This window comes from Streptomyces sp. RP5T, from assembly GCF_003933965.1.
Lineage (GTDB): Bacteria > Actinomycetota > Actinomycetes > Streptomycetales > Streptomycetaceae > Streptomyces.
In genome coordinates, this window is sequence record NZ_RSAJ01000183.1 from 1 (window position 1) to 14,611 (window position 14,611).

A 14,611-nucleotide genomic window follows, 5' to 3' on the forward strand; every position below is an offset into this window, starting at 1 on the left:
GGGCCGGAGCGTCTGCGGCGGGAGGCGGTCGTCGGGGTGGGCGCGGCTGGTGTCGTACAGGGACAGGCGCCTGCCGTCGGGGCCGACGAGGTTCACCGCCCGCTTGGTGCCGGCGGGCTGGGGCACGGCGGTGAGCGCGATGCCGCGGTCGCGGTGCAGGGCGCGGACGAGGTCGCCCTCGGGGTCGTCGCCGAGGAAGTCGAGATGGTGGGTGGTCATGCCGAGGGCTGCGAGGCCCACGGCGACGAAGTCCCCGGTCTGTCCGGCGCGGGTGCGGATGCCTGAGTCGATCATGTAGCTGTCGGCGTAGGGCAGGGGCAGCGCGGGGACGTACACGATGGTGTCCACCCCGGCCCCGCCCAGCACGAGCACGTCGATGTCGTGGCTCATGTCAGCCCTCCCCGTGGTCGTAGACGGTGACCGCGAGGTCCCTCGTGAGGAGCCTGTCTGCGATCAGGGGCTCGATGCGGGACCACTTGCCTCCGGCGAGTCCACACCCTATCCGTGGCATGTGCACGGACGCGCCGAGCTCCACGGCTTTGTCGGCCAGTCGCCCCGGGGCCTCGTCGATCGCCTCGTAGCGGACCGGGACGCCGTTGCTGCCCCGCCGGACGCCCCGCTGCCCGACCAGGTTGGCCACCCAGACATACCGCTCGACCTGCACGAACTGCGCGGCGCCCAGCCCGAAGTCGTTCGACGCACGGCCGCGGTGCCAGGCCCGGTAGGCGGCCTCCGGTTCCGGCCAGCGCCGGGACACCGCGACGACGAAGCCCTTGCCCCAGCCACCGATGTCGTTGCAGACGTGTGCGATCAGCTTCACGCCCTTCGCGGACGGAGTGGTGGCGTCGCCTCGGATGTAGGTGATCTCCCCCATGACGCCACCGTAGAGGGTGCCACTGACAGTGGCCCCCTCGTCAGCGCGTTAGGTCGGTCGGTTCCCGGTCCGTGGTCCGCTGCACCCGGTGGCGGATGCCGAACCAGCCGGCCACCAGGAGTACCGCGATCAGTGGGATCAGCAGGAGCGTCTTGCGGCCGACCTCGGTGTCGTTCCACATCATCCCCAGGCAGGCCAGGAGGAAGGCGATCGTGGTGATCTCGGTGACCGGGCTGAGGGGGAGCCGGAAGGACGGGCGGGTGACCAGGCCCGAGCGGGCGCGGCGGACGAAGACCAGGTGGCAGATCATGATGATCACCCAGGTGCTGATGACGCCGAGGGAGGCGACGTTCAGCACGATCTCGAAGGCCTGGCTCGGCATGAGGTAGTTCAGGCCCACGCCGAGGACGCAGACAGCGCAGGTGAGCAGGACACCGCCGTAGGGGACCTGGCTGCGGTTCATCCGGGCCGTGAACCGGGGGGCCGAGCCCGCCGTCGCCATCGAGCGCAGGATGCGGCCCGTGGAGTACAGGCCCGAGTTCAGCGAGGACATCGCGGCCGTCAGGACGACCAGGTTCATCACGTCACCGGCCGCCGGGACCCCGATCCTGGACAGGACCGTGACGAACGGGCTCTGGTCGGCCGAGTAGACCGAGCCCGGCAGGAGCAGGGCCAGCAGGACGACGGAGCCGACGTAGAACAGGCCCACGCGCCACATGATCGAGTTCACCGCGCGCGGGACGACCTTCTCCGGTTCCGCGGTCTCGCCCGCCGCGACACCGACCAGTTCGAGGGCGGCGTACGCGAAGATCACGCCCTGCATGACGAGGACGACCGGCATCACGCCGTGCGGGAAGACACCGCCGTTGTCGCTGATCACGCCGGGGCCGGGTGTGCCGCCGCCCACCTCGTGCCGGGTGGCCAGCAGGAAGACGCCGATCAGCATGAAGCCGACGAGGGTGGCGACCTTGATGATCGCGAACCAGAACTCCATCTCGCCGAAGATCTTCACCGAGATCAGGTTCACGGCGAGCACCACGGCGAGCGCGATCAGGGCGAGCGTCCACTGCGGGATGTCGGTGAACAGGCTCCAGTAGTGCGTGTAGAGCGCGATCGCGGTGATGTCGGCGATGCCGGTCGTCGACCAGTTCAGGAAGTACATCCAGCCGGCCACGTACGCGCCCTTCTCGCCGAGGAACTCGCGCGCGTACGACACGAAGGAGCCCGAGGAGGGGCGGTACAGGACCAGTTCGCCGAGGGCCCGGACGACGAAGAAGGCGAACACGCCGCACACCAGATAGGCGAGCGCCAGCGCCGGGCCCGCGGTGTGGAGGCGTCCGCCGGCGCCCAGGAAGAGGCCGGTACCGATCGCGCCGCCAATGGCGATCATGTTGACGTGGCGGGCCTTGAGGTCCTTGCTGTAGCCGGCGTCGCCCGCGTCGGCGGGCACCTGGGCCACGTCGGTGCGGGCGGCGGCCTGTGCCGATTGCACGGCGTCCTTGCTCACAGTGGTTCCACTCTCTGGTGCGCCCCGGCGGGTCTCGTCGGGTCTCCGGGCGGGCGTAGGCCCGTACCTCCTGGTCAAAGGCCCAGGCCAAGGGGCCGCCTTCCCCGGAGAGCGCCGCGCACGCGGTGGCGGCCGTCACAGCGGGAGGCGTCCCACATGATCGGAAAGGGGCCGCCGACCGGGTGTTGCAGCAGTGGTGGGACAGCGATACTGCTGCACATGACGACCGACCCCTCCCCCGGTGCCGAGGAGCAGACCTTCACCGTCGACGAGCTGGCCGCGCGGGCGGGCGTCACGGTCCGCACGGTCCGCTTCTACGGCACGCGCGGGCTGCTGCCGCCGCCGGTGATCGGTCCGCGCCGGGTCGGTCACTACGGCCGTGAGCACCTCGCGCGTCTCGCGCTGATCGAGGAGCTCCAGCACCAGGGGATGACGCTGGCGGCGATCGAGCGGTACGTGCAGCAGCTGCCGGCCGGCCTGAGCGCCCGCGAACTCGCGATCCACCGGGCCGTGGTGGCCTCCTGGGCCCCGGACGTCGTGGAGCGGGTGACGCGCGGGGAGCTCGGGCGGCGGGCGGGGCGGGCGCTGAGCGACGACGACCTGGAGCGGCTCGCCGCGATGGACGTCGTACGGCGGGACGGTGACGGCTACCGCGTCGACCTGGGCCTGCTCCGGCTCGGCGTCGCGCTGCTCGACGTGCCGCTGTCGCAGGAGGCGATCCTCGCCTCGCGGAAGGTGCTCATCGAGCACTCCCGGGCCGCCGCGCACGAGTTGTCGCAGCTGTTCCGGGGCGAGGTGGCCCAGCGTGCCGCGCAGGACGTGAAGTCGCTGTCCGCGCACATGGAACCCCTGGTCGTGCAGGCCCTGTTGACGACCTTCCAGCGGTCCCTGAAGGAGGAGCTGCGCCAGTGGACGTCGGAGGTGGGCGGGGAGTCCTCACCGGTGCGGGAGCCCTGATCACCGCACCGCCCCGAACGCCGGACGGGCCGTTGTCACCCCGCCCGGCGTTCGTGACGCGTCCGGCTCACTCGTCCGTGAAACGGCTCCCGTTCTCCGCCTTCTCGACCAGCAGTGCCGGAGGCGTGAAGCGCTCCCCGTACCGGCCAGCCAGTTCACGCGCGCGTGCCACGAAGCCCGGCAGGCCTCCCTCGTAGCCGTTGATGTACTGGAGGACCCCGCCGGTCCAGCCCGGGAAGCCGATGCCGAAGATCGAGCCGATGTTGGCGTCGGCGACCGAGGTCAGGACGCCTTCCTCCAGGAGCCTGACGGTGTCGAGGGCCTCGGAGAACAGCATGCGTTCCTGCATGTCCTTGAAGGACACGCTCTCGGGGTTCTCCGAGCCCGGTCGGGTGAAGTGCTCGCGCAGGCCCGGCCAGAGGGCGACGCGCTTGCCGTCCTCGCCGTAGTCGTAGAAGCCGCCGCCCCCGCTGCGGCCGGTGCGGCCGAACTCGTCGACCATGCGGTCGATGACCGCCTCGGCGGGGTGGGGCGTCCAGGTGCCGCCCGCCTCCTCCACCGCCTGCCGGGTCTCCTTGCGGATCTTGCGCGGGAGCGTCAGCGTCAGCTCGTCCATCAGGGAGAGGACCTTGGCGGGGTAACCCGCCTGCGCCGCCGCCTGCTCGATCGATGCGGGCTCGATGCCCTCGCCGACCATCGCGACGCCCTCGTTGAGGAAGTGGCCGATCACGCGGGAGGTGAAGAAGCCGCGGGAGTCGTTGACGACGATCGGGGTCTTCCTGATCTGCCGGACCAGGTCGAAGGCCCTCGCGAGGGCCTCCTCGCCCGTGCGTTCGCCCTTGATGATCTCGACCAGGGGCATCTTGTCGACCGGTGAGAAGAAGTGCAGGCCGATGAAGTCGTCCTGCCGCTCCACACCCTCGGCGAGCGCGGTGATCGGCAGGGTCGAGGTGTTGGAGCACAGCAGCGCGTCCGGCTCGACGATGTGCTGGATCTCCTGGAAGACCTTGTGCTTGAGCGCCGTGTCCTCGAAGACCGCCTCGATGACGGCGTCGCAGCCGGCGAGGTCCTGGGGGTCGGCCGTCGGGGTGATGCGGGCCAGGAGCGCGTCCGCCTTCTCCTGCGTCGTACGGCCCCGGGAGACCGCCTTCGCGCAGAGCTTCTCCGAGTACGCCTTGCCCTTGGCCGCCGCCTGCGGGGACACGTCCTTGAGGACCACGTCGATGCCCGCGCGGGCGCACGAGTACGCGATGCCCGCGCCCATCATCCCGGCGCCGAGCACGGCCACCCTGCGGACCTGACGGGGTGCCACGGCCTTGGGGCGGTTGGCGCCGGAGTTCACCGCCTGGAGGTCGAAGAAGAACGCCTGGATCATGTTCTTCGAGGTCTGGCCGGCGGCCAGCTCGACGAAGTAGCGCGCCTCGATGACCTGCGCGGTCTCGAAGTCGACCTGGGCGCCTTCGACGGCGGCCGCGAGGATGTTGCGCGGGGCGGGGTAGGGCGCGCCGTTGGTCTGCTTGCGCAGGCTCGCCGGGAAGGCGGGCAGGTTGGCCGCGAACTTCGGGTTGGCGGGCGTGCCGCCGGGGATGCGGTAGCCGGGCTTGTCCCAGGGCTGCTGGGACTCGGGGTTGGCCTCGATGAACGCGCGGGCCTTGGCGAGGAGTTCGTCCTGGGTGGCGGCGACGTCGTCGACCAGGCCGTTCCGGAGGGCATGTTGCGGGGCGTACTGGGTGCCCTGGAGCAGGACCTTCAGCAGCGCGTCGGCGATGCCGAGCATGCGGACCGTACGGACGACTCCGCCGCCGCCGGGGAGCAGGCCCAGCGTGACCTCGGGGCAGCCGATCTTGGAGCCGGGCGCGTCGAGGGCGATGCGGTGGTGGCAGGCCAGGGCGATCTCGTAACCGCCGCCCAGGGCCGCGCCGTTGATGGCGGCGACGACCGGCTTGCCGAGGGTCTCGATGCGGCGCAGGTTGCGCTTGATCGCGAGGCCGCCGTCGAAGAGCTCCTGCGCGGTCTCGGGGGTGACCCGGATCAGGTCGCGCAGGTCGCCGCCGGCGAAGAAGGTCTTCTTGGCGGAGGTGATGATGACACCGCGGATGGTGTCCTTCTCGGCCTCCAGGCGGTCGGTGATCACCGCGAGGGAGTCGCGGAACGCCTGGTTCATGGTGTTGGCGGACTGGTCGGGGTCGTCGATGACGAGGGTGACGACGCCCGTGCGGTCCTGTTCCCAGCGGATGGTCGTGGACTGAGTGCTCATGTGGAAGTGCTCCGTGTGATCCGTCGTATCCGTGGGAGGGGGTCAGATGCGCTCGACGACGGTGGCGATGCCCATGCCGCCGCCGACACAGAGGGTCGCGAGGCCGTACCGCTTGTCCTGGCGCTCCAGTTCGTCGATCAGGCTGCCCAGGATGATCGCGCCGGTCGCGCCGAGCGGGTGGCCGAGCGCGATCGCGCCGCCGTTGACGTTGACCTTGTCCAGGGAGAGGCCCATGTCCTTCACGAAGCGCAGGACGACCGCCGCGAAGGCCTCGTTGATCTCGACGAGGTCGATGTCGTCGATGGTCAGGCCGGCCTTGGCGAGCGCCTTGCGGGTGGCGGGCGCGGGACCGGTGAGCATGATGGTGGGCTCGGAGCCGGAGACGGCCGCGGAGACGATCCGCGCGCGCGGGGTGAGGCCGTAGCGCTCCCCCACCTCCCTGGAGCCGATCGCGACCAGCGAGGCGCCGTCCACGATGCCGGAGGAGTTGCCCGCGTGGTGGACGTGGTCGATCTTCTCGACCCAGTGGTACTTCTGCAGCGCCACCGCGTCGAAGCCGCCCAGGTCGCCGATGTCGGCGAAGGACGGCTTGAGCTTGCCGAGGGAGTCGGCGGTGGTGCCGGGCCGCAGGTGCTCGTCGTGGTCGAGGACGGTCAGTCCCGCGCGGTCCTTCACCGGGACGACGGAGCGGTCGAAACGGCCCTCCTTCCAGGCCGTGGCGGCCCGCTCCTGGCTCAGCGCGGCGTACTCGTCGACGTCACGGCGCGAGAAGCCCTCGATCGTGGCGATCAGGTCGGCGCCGATGCCCTGGGGCACGAAGTTGACGGCGAGGTTGGTCATCGGGTCGTTGAACCAGGCGCCGCCGTCGGAGGCCATCGGCACCCGGGACATCGACTCGACACCGCCGGCGAGGATCAGGTCCTCCCAGCCCGAACGGACTTTGGCGGCGGCCATGTTGACCGCCTCCAGGCCCGAGGCACAGAAGCGGTTCTCCTGCACGCCGGCGACCGTGTCCGGCAGGCCCGCGGCGATCGCGGCGATCCGGGCGATGTCGGAGCCCTGGTCGCCGACCGGGCCGACGACGCCGAGCACGATGTCGTCGACAGCCGCCGGGTCCAGCTCCGGGAAGCGGGCGCGGAGCTCGTGGATGAGGCCGACGACCAGGTCGATGGGCTTGGTGCCGTGCAGGGCGCCGTTCGCCTTGCCGCGGCCGCGCGGGGTGCGGATCGCGTCGTACACGTACGCTTCGGTGCTCACGAGGAAGCCTTTCAAATGAGGGTCAGCTCAGCAGGGAACGGCCGATGATCTCTTTCATGATCTCGGTCGTACCGCCGTAGATGGTCTGGATCCGGCCGTCGGTGAAGGCCCGCGCGACCGGGTACTCGCTCATGTAGCCGTAGCCGCCGTGCAGTTGCAGGCAGCGGTCCGCGACCCGCTTCTGGAGCTCGGTCGCCCACCACTTGGCCATGGAGGCGTGGACGGCGTCCAGTCCCCCGTCGCAGTGGTCCTCGACGCAGCGGTCGACGAAGGTCCGGGTGACCGCGCACTCGGTGGCCATCTCGGCTATCTCGAAGCGGATGTGCTGCTTGGTGGCGAGCGGCCGGCCGAAGGCCTCGCGCTCCTTGACGTACTCGGTGGTGATCTCCAGGAGGTGCTCGGCGGCGGCGATCGCGGAGACGGCGATGCTCAGGCGCTCCTGGGCGAGGTTGGTCATCAGGTGCCCGAAGGCGCCGTTGTGCTCCCCCAGGAGGTTCTCCTTGGGCACGCGCACGTCGTGGAAGAACAGCTCGGCCGTGTCCTGGGCCTTCTGGCCGATCTTGTCGAGGTTGCGGCCACGCTCGAAGCCTTTCATCCCGCGCTCGACGACGAGCAGGGACAGTCCGCGGGCCCCGCCCTCGGGGGTGGTCCTCGCGACGACGATCACCAGGTCGGCGATGATCCCGTTGGAGATGAAGGTCTTGGAGCCGTTCAGCAGCCAGTGGTCGCCGCGGTCCTCCGCGTGCGTGCGGATGCCCTGGAGGTCGGAGCCCGCGCCGGGCTCGGTCATGGCAATGGCGGTGACCAGCGAGCCGTCGCAGAAGCCGGGCAGCCAGCGACGCTTCTGCTCCTCGGTGGCGAGGCCGGTGAGGTACGGGCCGATGACGTCGTTGTGCAGGCCCAGGGCGAGTCCGGGAGCACCCGCGCGCGTGAACTCCTCGGCGAGGACGGTGGCGTAGCGGAAGTCGGCCGTGCCGCCGCCCCCGAACTCCTCGGGCACGGCGAGTCCGAGCAGGCCCTGCTTTCCGGCCGCCCGCCAGGCCTCGCGGGAGACGATGCCGTCCTTCTCCCACTGCGCGTAGTGCGGCAGGACCTCCCTGGCCAGGAAGGCGCGCACGGTCTCGCGGAACGCGTCGTGCTCGGGGGCGAAGAGGTGCAGGTACCACTCCCCGTCCTCGACGCGGGTCCAGGCGGGGCCGCCGAAGATGGACTCCCAGTCGTTGGGCGGCAGTTCGCCGTTCTCACCCTTGCCGGGGCGGAAGTGGTAGCGCTCCCTCAGCGGCGATCCGGGCCCCTCGGCGACCGCGCGCTTGAACCACTCGTGCTGGTCGGAGGAGTGGTTGGGCACCAGGTCGACGATGATCCTGAGCCCCAGCTCGCGGGCGTCCCTGATCAGCGCGTCGGCGTCCAGGAGGTTGCCGAACATGGGGTCCACGGCCCGGTAGTCGGCGACGTCGTAGCCGGCGTCGGCCTGCGGGGAGGCGTAGAAGGGGCTGAGCCACACGGCGTCCACGCCGAGGTCGCGCAGGTAGGGCAGTCGGGTGCGGATGCCCTCCAGGTCGCCCATGCCGTCGCCGTTGCTGTCGGCGAAGCTGCGCGGATAGACCTGGTAGATCACCGCGTCCCGCCACCAGTCGCTGCGCTTGGCTTCGGCGGAGTGGGGGGCCGGGGCGAGGGCGGAGTGCTGCTGGCTCATGGCGTCCTTGAGAGGTAACGGGTTCATCAGGTCAAAGGCAGGGAGGATGACGAGGCGGCCGCGGTGACAGCGGGGTCGGATGGACACTGCGGCCGCCTCGGGTCTGGTGTGCTGCGGCGGGCTAGCCCTTCGTGCCGCCGGCGGTCAGACCGGTGACGAGGTTCTTCTGCACCAGGTAGAAGAACACCGACACGGGTATCGCGATCAGCACCGCCGTCGCGGCCATCAGGTTCCGCTGGGCGTCGTGCTCGCTGACGAAGCTCTGCAGGCCGACGGCGAAGGTGTACTTGGTGTCGGACAGCATGAACGTCGAGGCGAACGCGACCTCACCGAAGGCGGTGAGGAAGCTGTAGAACGCGGCGACCGCGAGACCGGGCTTGGCGAGCGGCAGGATCAGCCGCGCGAACGTGCCGAAGGGGGTCAGCCCGTCGACGCGTCCGGCCTCGTCGATCTCGAAGGGGATGGTGTCGAAGTACCCCTTGAGCAGCCAGGCGCAGTACGGCACCGCCGTGGTGCAGTACACGAGGATGAGCCCAAGGTAGCTGTCGACGAGCTTCAGGTCCGAGAGCATCTGGTACATCGGCACCATGAGGACGGCCACCGGGAACATCTGGGTGACCAGGAGCACCCACATGAACTTGCGGTAACCCGGAAAGCGCATCCGGGACACGGCGTACCCGGTGGTGGCGGCGATCAGCACGCCGATCACCGTGGTGCCGAGCGAGACGATCAGCGAGCTCTTGAGCCAGCTGAAGAACTCGGTGTGCTGGAGGACGAACGAGTAGTTGTCGAACGTCATCTTCTTCCAGATGCCGCCCGGGTGGAGGTAGTCGTCCTTGTCCGGGCCGAGGGACAGGAAGACCAGCCAGGTGATCGGGAAGAGCGCGATGAGGCTCGCGACGATCAGGATGCCGTGCGAGGCGAAGGAGCCGGCGAGGCTCTGCTCACCGCGGCGGCGGAGCCGGCGGGGCGCCGGTGCGGTGCGGGCCTCGGGCGCCGCGGCGGCGGTCTCGACTGTGGTCGTACTCATGGGAGCTCCTGCCTCAGATCGCGAGCTGCTGGTCATTGCGGTTCAGCCAGCGGCGGTAGAAGGAGGTGAAGACGATCAGGATGGCCAGCAGCAGGATGCCGTACGCGGCCGACTGCGCGAAGTCACGTGGCTGCTGTCCGAAGCCGAGGTAGTAGGCCCAGGTGACGAGGATCTGCGCGTCCGGGGCGGTGTTGCCGAACAGCAGGAAGATCACCGCGAACTGGTTGAACGTCCAGATGATGCCGAGCAGGACCACCGTGGAGCTGACGCTTCTGAGTCCCGGCAGGGTGACGTACCGGAAGCGCTGCCAGGCGCTCGCGCCGTCCATCTCGGCGGCCTCGTACAGGGAGGCGTCGATGGACTGGAGTCCGCCGAGCAGCGAGACCATCATGAACGGCACTCCGCACCAGGTGTTGACCATGATCGCGGCGAAGCGCTGCCAGAAGGTGTCCTCCAGCCAGGACGGGCTCGGCAGGTGCAGCGCGTCCAGGGCGCTGTTGATGATGCCGCCGTCGGCGAGCATGAACCGCCAGCCGAAGACGGTGACGAAGGTCGGCACGGCCCAGGGCAGCACCAGGATCAGCCGGTACAGGGTGCGCCCGCGCAGCTTCTGGTTGAGCAGCAGCGCGAGGCCGAGCCCTATGCAGTAGTGCAGCGCGACGCACAGGGCCGTCCAGACGATCGTCCAGATGAAGTGCGACCAGAAGCGGTCGTAGGCGGTGTCGCCCCACAGGATGTCGGCGTAGTTGTCCAGGCCGATGAACTTGTAGGTGGCGTCGATGTGGTTGACGCCGATCGTGCGGGCCGTGTTGAGGCTGGTGGCGTCGGTGAGCGTGAGGTAGACGCCGTAGACCAGGGGGTACAGCACGAGGACGCCGAGGACGACCGCCACCGGGGCGATCATCGCGTAGGCGTACCAGTGTTTGTGGTAGCTGTGCTTCAGGCGTTGGCCCAGCCCGGGCCGTGGCGCGCGGTCACCGTGGCGTTTGCCGGTGGCGCGGTCGATGGCGACTGTCATGTTCGACACCTTCTGGAAGTTCTGCGGCTCTGAGAAGTGGCTGGGCGACGCGGCCCCGCGGGCGGGGCCGGCACAGGCCGGTGGCCGCCGGATCTCTCCCCCCATGACCGGGAGGTCCGGCGGCCACGCGGACTCACTTGCTGAAGTCCGGCACCAGCTTGGCGATGGCGGTCTCCGCGTTGCTCAGGCCCTTGTCCAGGGACTCCTTGCCGCCCGCGACCTTGGGCAGCTCGGTGTCCAGCGGGCCCCACAGGGAGCTGTACTCGGGCAGGGCCGGGCGCGGCTGGGCGGCGGCGAGCACGGTCTGGTAGCCGGCGATGCCCGGGTCGGCCTTGACCTGGTCGGTGTAGGCGTCGTCGCGGGTGGGCAGCGTGGAGTTCTTCAGCGCGATGGTCGACTGGGACTTCGCGGAGGTCATGAAGTTGACGAACTTCAGCGCGGCCTTCTGGTGCGCGGCGTCCGAGCCGGCGTAGACCGAGAGGTTGTGGCCGCCGGTCGGGGCGCCCGCCTTGCCGGCGGAGCCGCCCGGGACGGTGGCGATGCCGAGGTTGGCCTTGTCCGCGAACGCGGAGCCCTTGTAGAAGTTGGTGATCTCCCACGGGCCCTGGATGATCGCGGCCACCTTGCCGTTGACGAACGCGTCCTGGATGTGGGCGTAGGCGTCGGCGGTGGTGTCGGCCTTGTGCAGGCCCTTGCCGGAGAAGAGGCTCAGCCAGGTGCCGTAGCCCTTCTTGGCGGCGGCCGAGTTCACGGTGATCTTCTTGGCGGAGGCGTCGACGGTGTCGGTGCCCTCGCCGTAGAGGAAGGTCTGCGCGTAGTAGGCCTGGGTGGAGCCCCAGTAGCCGTCGACGCCGGTCTTCGCCTTGATGGTGGCGGCGGCGGTCTTCAGCTCGTCCCAGGTCTTGGGGGCCTCGACGCCGGCCTTCTCGAAGAGCTGCTTGTTGTAGACCAGCGCGAGGGTGTCGGTGACCAGCGGCACGCCGTAGGTCTTGCCGTCGTACTTGGCCTGCTCGATCAGGTTGGACTTGAACTTGGCCTGGTCGGCGAGGGCCTCGGTGCCGTCGAGGGGCAGGAAGTAGCCCTTCTTGGCGAAGGCAGGGGTCCAGCCGACCTCCGAGCGCAGCACGTCGGGGGCGCCGCTCGCGCCGGCGGCGGTGTCGAACTTGTTCTGCGCCTGGTCGAACTGGACGTTGACGTACTTGACCTTGATGCTCTTGTTGGCGGCCTCGAAGTCCTTGATCAGGGCCTTGTACGTCGGCGCCTCATTGGTGGCGTTGGAGGTGTCCCACCAGGTGATGGTGACCGGACCGTCGGCCTTGTCGCCGCTGTCACTTCCGCCGCAGGCCGTCGCCGCGAGGGCGAAAGACGCCACCAGCGCGGTGGCCGCTATGCCACGCCGCATGAGTTCTCCTTGAGGGTGAAAGCCCGTGTGGTGCAGGTGACGGCCCCGTCTGCCGTTCCTGCCTGCCGACTGCGCCGTTGCGGCGGCCGGGCGAGTGGGAACGTAACAGCGATGCAAGGCTTGCGAAAGACCTTGCAGAAAAAAAGTGCAAGACACTGCGGAAGTTACCCCGTCGTGATCCCTTGTCGACCGACGCGAGACCCTTGTTTTACGGGGCTGAGCGGGACGACCACGGGTTGTGCAAGACTCTGCAAGCTCTTGCCATCCCCCTCCCGGACGGGAATCATCCCCTTGCGGGACAAGGGGCGCCGACCAGAACAGAGGGACCGCGATGACGATACGGCCGGTACAGTCCGGTGCCGTGACCACACGGCTAGCCGACATCGCTGCTCAGGCGGGGGTGAGCGAAGCGACCGTCAGCCGCGTCCTCAACGGGAAGCCGGGCGTCGCCGCCACCACCCGTCAGTCCGTGCTGGCCGCACTCGACGTGCTGGGGTACGAGCGCCCGGTACGGCTGCGGCAGCGCAGCGAGGGCCTGGTGGGCCTGATCACCCCGGAGCTGGAGAACCCGATATTCCCGGCCCTGGCGCAGGTGATCGGCCAGGCGCTGACCCGGCAGGGCTACACCCCGGTGCTCGCCACCCAGACCCCGGGCGGCTCCACCGAGGACGAGCTCACGGAGATGCTCGTCGACCGGGGCGTGGCGGGCATCATCTTCGTCTCCGGGCTGCACGCGGACACCTCCGCGGACATGCAGCGCTACGAGCAGTTGCGGGCGCAGGGCGTGCCGTTCGTACTCGTGGACGGTTTCTCGCCGAAGGTGCAGGCACCGTTCATCTCCCCCGACGACCGCGCGGCGATGGCCCTGGCGGTGACACATCTCGTGTCGCTGGGGCACACGCGGATCGGGCTGGCGCTCGGACCGAAGCGTTTCGTACCGGTCCAGCGCAAGATCGAGGGCTTCGTGCGCACCATGCAGGACCAGCTCGGGCTGCCCGCGGCGACCGTCGAGGCCGACCTCGTCCAGCACTCGCTGTACACCCTGGAGGGTGGCCAGGCGGCGGCGACGGCCCTGATCGACCGGGACTGCACGGCGGTCGTGTGCGCGAGCGACATGATGGCGCTGGGCGCGATACGGGCGGCCCGGCAGCGGGGTCTTGAGGTGCCCCGGGACGTGTCGGTCGTGGGCTTCGACGACTCCCCGCTGATCGCCTTCACCGACCCGCCGCTGACGACGGTCCGCAAGCCGGTGCCGGCGATGGGACAGGCCGCGGTGCGGACCCTGCTGGAGGAGATCGGCGGAACGCCCGCGCCGCACAGCGAGTTCGTGTTCATGCCGGAGCTGGTGGTCCGGGGTTCGACGGCCTCGGCCCCTGGGGAACGCGGTCGCCCGCAGGGTGGAGAGACCGGCCCCTCCGCCGTGCGCCGGTAGGAGAACGGGCCACTCTTCCCGTCGTAGGACATGCGTCCCGGACCCGACCGCGGGATGATCGGTGGGGTAAGGCATTTCTGGCAGACTTTGTGTCTATGGGTGACTCGACCGTGACCAGTCTGGAAGACCGTGGGAACGCGGCCGCTCCGGACTCCCCCACGGCCGCGGACCGCCCGGGTCTCCTCCGCCGGCTGCGCACCCCGCGCAGGCCCCGGCTGTGGTTCGAGATCCTGCTGATCGCGGTGAGTTACTGGACGTACTCGCTGATCCGCAACGCGGTGCCGGAGCAGAAGGCGGAGGCGCTGCGCAACGCCGACTGGATCTGGCGGACGGAGCAGCACCTCGGCACGGCGATCGAGGACTCCGTCAACCACGCGGTCAACTCGGTGACTTGGCTCGTCGTCGGGATGAACTACTACTACGCGACCCTGCACTTCCTGGTGACGCTGGGCGTCCTGGTCTGGCTCTACCGCAGCCATCCCGGCCGCTACGCCGCCACGCGCCTGGTGCTCTTCGCGACGACGGGCGTGGCCCTGGTCGGCTACTACCTGTATCCGCTCGCGCCCCCGCGGCTGATGACCGGCGGCGACTTCGTCGACACCGTCATGGTCCACCAGACCTGGGGCTCGATGGCCTCCGGCGACCTGAAACACGTGTCCAACCAGTACGCCGCGATGCCGTCCATGCACATCGGCTGGTCCCTGTGGTGCGGTCTGACGATCTTCGCGCTGGCGTCGGTGCCGTGGGTGCGCGTCCTGGGGCTGGTCTATCCGGCGGCGACGCTCGTGGTCATCGTGGCCACGGCCAACCACTTCTGGCTCGACGCGGTCGGCGGCCTCCTGTGCCTGATGTTCGGCTACATGGTGGCCTCGCTCTGGTACGGGACGCTCCCGCACGCGTTGCCGCGGGTGCCGGACACCCCGCCGAAGGGCGCACCGGACGAGAACGCCCAGCTGCACACCGGGCCGTAGCCGGCCCGCTGCCGGGCGCGCGCCGCTCGGCGGAGGGTCAGCCGCCGGCAGTGCCGGGCCCGTGCCAGGTGCTGCCGTCACCGGAGGCGGGCCGGCCGGCGGGAGCGTCCTGTCGCTGCCGGGTGGGGCGCCCTACCCCCCGTAGAACAGCTCGTCCACCACGCCCCGGGCCCGCCGGGCCGTCCGCCGGTAGTCGTCCAGCATGTCCCC

11 protein-coding genes and 1 pseudogene are annotated in these 14,611 nt (G+C 69.8%); 3 read left to right on the forward strand and 9 right to left on the reverse strand.

The window, feature by feature from the left end; genetic code table 11:
* From EHS43_RS20190 to EHS43_RS20200, 3 genes and pseudogenes are all read right to left on the reverse strand, one after another.
* Window positions 1–390, reverse strand: a pseudogene (locus tag EHS43_RS20190) (adenosine kinase); the annotation flags it as partial.
* Window position 391: 1 nt separating this feature from the next.
* Window positions 392–874 (reverse strand): macro domain-containing protein, encoded by a 483-nt coding sequence (locus EHS43_RS20195; protein ID WP_125192170.1) that lies wholly within the window; start codon window positions 872–874, stop codon window positions 392–394.
* A gap of 40 nt (window positions 875–914) precedes the next feature.
* On the reverse strand, window positions 915–2,381 hold the full coding sequence (locus tag EHS43_RS20200) for an amino acid permease (protein ID WP_125192171.1): 1,467 nt from the start codon (window positions 2,379–2,381) through the stop codon (window positions 915–917).
* A gap of 219 nt (window positions 2,382–2,600) precedes the next feature.
* Between EHS43_RS20200 and EHS43_RS20205 the strand changes: the two genes are divergently transcribed.
* Complete coding sequence (locus EHS43_RS20205; protein WP_185806324.1) at window positions 2,601–3,338, forward strand: MerR family transcriptional regulator; 738 nt, start codon at window positions 2,601–2,603, stop codon at window positions 3,336–3,338.
* Between the two features lie 67 nt (window positions 3,339–3,405).
* On the opposite strand, the gene EHS43_RS20210 is transcribed toward EHS43_RS20205, so the two are convergent.
* The 6 genes from EHS43_RS20210 to EHS43_RS20235 all read right to left on the reverse strand — a co-directional run bounded on the left by EHS43_RS20210 (window position 3,406) and on the right by EHS43_RS20235 (window position 11,998).
* The gene (locus EHS43_RS20210) at window positions 3,406–5,595 is read right to left on the reverse strand and encodes a 3-hydroxyacyl-CoA dehydrogenase NAD-binding domain-containing protein (RefSeq protein ID WP_125192173.1); all 2,190 of its coding nucleotides are present in this window, start codon (window positions 5,593–5,595) and stop codon (window positions 3,406–3,408) included.
* Between the two features lie 42 nt (window positions 5,596–5,637).
* On the reverse strand, window positions 5,638–6,852 hold the full coding sequence (locus EHS43_RS20215) for an acetyl-CoA C-acetyltransferase (RefSeq protein WP_125192174.1): 1,215 nt from the start codon (window positions 6,850–6,852) through the stop codon (window positions 5,638–5,640).
* Window positions 6,853–6,874: 22 nt separating this feature from the next.
* Window positions 6,875–8,575, reverse strand: coding sequence for an alpha-amylase family glycosyl hydrolase (locus EHS43_RS20220; RefSeq protein ID WP_185806325.1), 1,701 nt, complete (start codon window positions 8,573–8,575; stop codon window positions 6,875–6,877).
* Window positions 8,576–8,669: 94 nt separating this feature from the next.
* Window positions 8,670–9,578, reverse strand: a complete 909-nt coding sequence (locus tag EHS43_RS20225; protein ID WP_125192175.1) for a sugar ABC transporter permease — start codon at window positions 9,576–9,578, stop codon at window positions 8,670–8,672.
* 13 nt (window positions 9,579–9,591) lie between these two features.
* Window positions 9,592–10,596, reverse strand: a complete 1,005-nt coding sequence (locus EHS43_RS20230) for a carbohydrate ABC transporter permease (protein WP_125192176.1) — start codon at window positions 10,594–10,596, stop codon at window positions 9,592–9,594.
* Between the two features lie 133 nt (window positions 10,597–10,729).
* Window positions 10,730–11,998, reverse strand: coding sequence for an extracellular solute-binding protein (locus EHS43_RS20235; protein WP_125192177.1), 1,269 nt, complete (start codon window positions 11,996–11,998; stop codon window positions 10,730–10,732).
* A gap of 361 nt (window positions 11,999–12,359) precedes the next feature.
* Between EHS43_RS20235 and EHS43_RS20240 the strand changes: the two genes are divergently transcribed.
* Complete coding sequence (locus EHS43_RS20240; protein WP_125192178.1) at window positions 12,360–13,430, forward strand: LacI family DNA-binding transcriptional regulator; 1,071 nt, start codon at window positions 12,360–12,362, stop codon at window positions 13,428–13,430.
* 95 nt (window positions 13,431–13,525) lie between these two features.
* Entirely contained in the window at window positions 13,526–14,401 is an 876-nt protein-coding gene (locus tag EHS43_RS20245; RefSeq protein WP_125192179.1) for a phosphatase PAP2 family protein, read from the forward strand.
* Window positions 14,402–14,611: the final 210 nt, after the last annotated feature.